This window comes from Novosphingobium sp. (assembly GCF_040079535.1).
Lineage (GTDB): Bacteria > Pseudomonadota > Alphaproteobacteria > Sphingomonadales > Sphingomonadaceae > Novosphingobium.
In genome coordinates this window covers 1-4151 of the sequence record NZ_JBEBKB010000076.1, presented here as the reverse complement: position 1 = coordinate 4151, position 4151 = coordinate 1, and the positions used below count along the sequence as shown (strand labels likewise).

Below are 4151 nucleotides of genomic sequence, written 5' to 3'. Positions count from 1 at the left end.
GCCTGGTTCGGCGGCGGCGGCGATCTTAACCCGCCAATCCCCTATGACGATGATACCGAAGAGTTCCACAGCGCGTTTCAGGCCGCCTGCGATGCCCACGATCCGGCCTATTACCCCAGGTTCAAGGCCTGGGCGGATGACTATTTCTTCATCCCCCATCGCGGGGTGCATCGCGGCGTCGGCGGGATCTTCTACGATCACCTTGAATGCGATGGTGCGGCTGCGTTTGAAGCCAATTTCGCCTTCACCCGCGATGTTGGCGAAGCGTTTCTTGATGTGTTCCCCAAGCTGGTTCGCCGCCGGATGGGCCTGCCGTTCAGCGCTGCCGACAAGCAACAACAACTCGAATGGCGCGGGCGTTACGCCGAATTCAACCTGGTCTACGATCGCGGCACCCTGTTTGGCCTGAAGACCGGCGGGAATATTGATGCGATCCTGATGAGCCTGCCGCCTGAGGCGACGTGGAGTTGACGCGCGTAAAACATGCGCATAATCTTTGCGCATGAATGCTCCGATCAAAAGCCCGCGCAAGTCTACCAATATCACGCTTGCCGCCGATCTGGTGGCAGCGGCCAAGGCGCTCGACATTAACCTTTCGCGGGCCTGTGAAGCTGGGCTTGAAGCTGCTCTCAAGGATGAGCGCAAGCGGCGCTGGCAAGACGAAAACCGGGCGGCGGCCGAGGCATGGAACGCCTGGACCGAGGAGAACGGTTTGCCGCTAGAACGCTATCGGCAGTTTTGATGGCACAATTCGATGTCTATCGCTTGAGCGCGGGCGGGTTGGTGCTTGACTGTCAATCGGACGCAGTCAACGATCTGGTAAGTACCCGGCTTGTGGTGCCATTGTTCGATCCAGATGCTGTTCCGCAAACCATGAAAAACCTGCACCCCTTGCTGCGGCTGCATGACGAAATCGTCTTGATGGCAACGCAATTGGCAACCGCTGTTCCAGCCAAAGACCTGTCAGCGCCGATCGCTTCGCTTGAACCCCAACGCCACGCGATTCTCAACGCGCTCGATTTTCTGATCACGGGAGTTTGACGCAAAGCCCCTTGCCCTTCCCCCCCTTCTCCCGCCACAGTGGCAACAATGCTGCGCCAGTACGAACTTGTTGAACGCGTTTTAGCCTATGATCCGGATGCGGATGAGGCGATGCTTAACCGTGCCTATGTCTATACCGTGCAGAAACACGGCAGCCAGAAGCGCGCCAGCGGCGATCCCTATTTCAGCCATCCGGTTGAGGTTGCCGGCCTGATGACCGAGCTCAAGCTCGATCAGGAAACAATCATCACCGCGCTGCTCCACGATACGGTGGAAGATACGCTGGCGACGCCTGAGGAGATCGAAAATCTGTTCGGGCCCGAGGTTGCCCGGTTGGTCGATGGGGTGACCAAGCTTTCCAAGATCGAGGCGATGGGCGAGAGTGAGCGCGCGGCTGAGAACCTGCGCAAATTCTTCCTGGCGATGAGCGAGGATATCCGGGTGCTGCTGGTCAAGCTGGCCGATCGGCTGCACAACATGCGCACGCTTCATTTTATCAAGAGCGAGGACAAGCGCCGCCGGATCGCGCGTGAAACGATGGATATCTATGCCCCCTTGGCCGAACGCGTGGGGATGTATGAATACATGCGCGAGATGCAGCTGCTGTCGTTTGAGCAGCTGGAGCCCGAAGGTTATGCGATCATCACCGGGCGGCTCGCGCAGATCCGCTCAAGCGAAGGCGGGCAGGTTGATGCCATTGCGCTCGCGATCAAGCAGGCGCTGGCCGAAGCCGGGCTGAAGGTTGAGGTTTCGGGCCGCGAAAAGCACCCTTATTCGATCTGGAAGAAGATGGCCGAACGCCACGTTTCGTTTGAGCAGATTACCGATATCATGGCTTTTCGGGTGGTCGCAGAAAGCCAGCTGGATTGTTACAAGGCGCTGGGGGTGCTCCATTCAACCTGGCACGTGATTCCGGGGCGCTTCAAGGATTATATCTCAACCCCCAAATCAAACGGCTACAAAAGCCTGCACACCGCGCTGATCTATGAAAATTCGATGCGGATGGAAGTGCAGATCCGCGACAGCGAAATGCACCGCTTGAACGAGTTCGGCCTGGCGGCGCACTGGGCCTATAAACAGGGCGGGGTCCGGCCCGATGGCCAGGTGGGGTGGTTGCGTGATCTGATCGAGATCGTTGATGAAAGCCATGATGCCGAGGAGCTGCTGGAGCACACCAAGCTGGCAATCTATCAGGACCGGATCTTTGCCTTCACCCCCAAGGGCCAGCTGCTGCAATTGCCCAAGGGATCAACCCCGGTCGATTTCGCCTATGCGGTCCATTCCGATCTGGGCAGCTTTGCGGTGGGCGCCAAGATCAACGGACGGCACATGCCGCTGCGCACGGTGCTGAGCAATGGCGATGTGGTGGAATTGATCAAAAGCCGCAACGCCAGCCCGCAATTGGCCTGGCTGGGCTTTGTGGTGACCGGCAAGGCTCGCGCCGCGATCCGCCGCGCAGTGCGGGCCAAGGAACGCGCCGAAGTGGCCGTGATCGGGCGCAAGCTGTTTGATCAGATCGCCGATCGGCTGCCATCGAAGATCGGCAAGAAGGCGGTAAAGGATGCCTGCAAACGGCTGGGCCTGGCTGGCGAGGAGGAGCTTATGGTGGTGATCGGCACCGCCAAGCTGGAAGACCGCGCGGTGATGGAAGCGCTGATGCCGGGCAGCACCAAGGACATGCCCGAGCCTGAGCATTGGGCCAAGGCCGATCGGGCGATATCAATCAAAGGGCTAACCGCGGGAATGGCCTTTCACCTTGGCGATTGCTGCCACCCGGTGCCGGGCGATCGGATCGTCGGCATTCGCGAACCCGACAAGGGCGTAGTGGTCCACACCATCGATTGCCTGGCGCTGGCCAGCGGGGTTGATGCCGATTGGCTCGATTTGTCGTGGGGTGAACGCACCAGCGGCGCACTTGGGCGGGTCCGGGTGGTGCTGTATAATCGGCCCGGGACTTTGGCCGAGGCGACGGGGATCTTTGCGGGCAACCGTGCCAATATTGCCAGCCTCGAGAATTCCGGCCGGGACGAGCTGTTTTCGACTTACGAAATTGACCTTGAAGTGAGCGATCTTGCCCACCTTACCCGGATTGTCAGCGCGCTTCGCGCCAGCGATGCCGTGGCCGAGGCGGAGCGGATTTGATGCGGTTGCGGAGGCAATGCCGCAGCAGAGCGGATTTGATGTGGTTGCGGAGGCAATGCCGCAGCAGAGCGGATTTGATGCGGTTGCGGAGGCAATGCCGCAGCAGAGCGGGACAATAATGGTGCGGTTGCGGAGGCAATGCCGCAGCAGAGCGGGACAATAATGGTGCGGATCGTAGGGATCGAGCATGTCCAGCTGGCCATGCCACCGGGCGGGGAAGCTGCGGCGCGGGGGTTTTATACCGGGCTGTTGGGGCTGCCCGAAGTCCCCAAGCCGCCGGTTCTGGCGGCGCGCGGCGGATGCTGGTTCGAAGCATCGGGGGTGAAAGTGCATCTGGGGGTGGAAGCTGATTTCCGGCCTGCGCAGAAAGCGCACCCGGCGCTGTTGGTGGATGATCTGGCGGGCATGATTGCGGCGCTGACAGCGGCAGGGGTGGCGGTGGTTCCCGATGAGCCGATCGAAGGCCGTGCGCGCTGCTTTGTCAGCGATCCCTTCGGCAACCGGATTGAACTGATGCAAGGCTAGAAGATCCTCCCCATTTGCGCCATCCGGCGAAAATGGAGAGGATCTTGGGTGCTCAGACCTCCAGCACTACCGCAATCACATCGCCCTCGCCCACCCCTTCGGCCTTGCGCACGGCGGCCTTCACCGGCAGCATCCAGCCCAGCTCTTTCGAGGGGAACAGCGAAGTCTTGAACGTGCTATCACCGATCTGCGCGGTGACTTTGAGTGAGCCGAACCCGCGCAAAGTCTTTTCCATCCGCCGCATCAGCGCGGTGGCGGAAAGGGCCTCTCCGGCCTCGCCATCGATGGTGATGAAAAACCACGCTGCCGGGGCGGCGGGGGTGGTCCAGCGCCAGAGCGGGCCGGTGTGGGTGATCGTTTCGGTCATTTCTTTTTCACGCAAAGGTGAAAAGGTAAACCGGGAAGTTCCCAACCCTCGTCATCCCCGCGCATGCGGGGACCCA

Annotated in this window: 6 protein-coding genes; 5 read left to right on the top strand and 1 reads right to left on the bottom strand. The window is 60.5% G+C overall.

Features of this window, described 5'->3' with window-relative positions; all coding sequences use genetic code 11:
* The 5 genes from ABL914_RS13765 to ABL914_RS13745 all read left to right on the top strand — a co-directional run.
* A partial coding sequence (locus ABL914_RS13765; RefSeq protein ID WP_391563761.1) for a coproporphyrinogen III oxidase occupies positions 1-471 on the top strand: 471 nt, incomplete at its 5' end.
* Positions 472-502: 31 nt separating this feature from the next.
* Positions 503-742 carry a type II toxin-antitoxin system CcdA family antitoxin gene (locus ABL914_RS13760; RefSeq protein WP_391563760.1) on the top strand — a complete coding sequence of 80 codons (240 nt, stop codon included), beginning with the start codon at positions 503-505 and terminating at the stop codon, positions 740-742.
* Positions 742-1041, top strand: a complete 300-nt coding sequence (locus ABL914_RS13755; RefSeq protein ID WP_391563759.1) for a CcdB family protein — start codon at positions 742-744, stop codon at positions 1039-1041. The genes ABL914_RS13760 and ABL914_RS13755 overlap by 1 nt, the downstream gene beginning before the upstream one ends.
* Positions 1042-1089: 48 nt before the next feature.
* Positions 1090-3183 carry a RelA/SpoT family protein gene (locus tag ABL914_RS13750; RefSeq protein WP_391563758.1) on the top strand — a complete coding sequence of 698 codons (2094 nt, stop codon included), beginning with the start codon at positions 1090-1092 and terminating at the stop codon, positions 3181-3183.
* A gap of 162 nt (positions 3184-3345) precedes the next feature.
* The gene (locus tag ABL914_RS13745; RefSeq protein ID WP_391563757.1) at positions 3346-3708 is read left to right on the top strand and encodes a VOC family protein; all 363 of its coding nucleotides are present in this window, start codon (positions 3346-3348) and stop codon (positions 3706-3708) included.
* Between the two features lie 52 nt (positions 3709-3760).
* Here ABL914_RS13745 and ABL914_RS13740 read toward each other — a convergent pair whose 3' ends face one another.
* Entirely contained in the window at positions 3761-4075 is a 315-nt protein-coding gene (locus ABL914_RS13740; RefSeq protein WP_391563756.1) for a DUF1905 domain-containing protein, read from the bottom strand.
* Positions 4076-4151: the final 76 nt, after the last annotated feature.

Excerpts from the sequence above, each read along its gene's own strand:
- ABL914_RS13760 (WP_391563760.1), top strand. The coding sequence starts at position 503 with ATGAATGCTCCGATCAAAAGCCCGCGCAAGTCTACCAATATCACGCTT.
- ABL914_RS13755 (WP_391563759.1), top strand. The coding sequence starts at position 742 with ATGGCACAATTCGATGTCTATCGCTTGAGCGCGGGCGGGTTGGTGCTT.
- ABL914_RS13750 (WP_391563758.1), top strand. The coding sequence starts at position 1,090 with ATGCTGCGCCAGTACGAACTTGTTGAACGCGTTTTAGCCTATGATCCG.
- ABL914_RS13745 (WP_391563757.1), top strand. The coding sequence starts at position 3,346 with ATGGTGCGGATCGTAGGGATCGAGCATGTCCAGCTGGCCATGCCACCG.
- ABL914_RS13740 (WP_391563756.1), bottom strand. The coding sequence starts at position 4,075 with ATGACCGAAACGATCACCCACACCGGCCCGCTCTGGCGCTGGACCACC.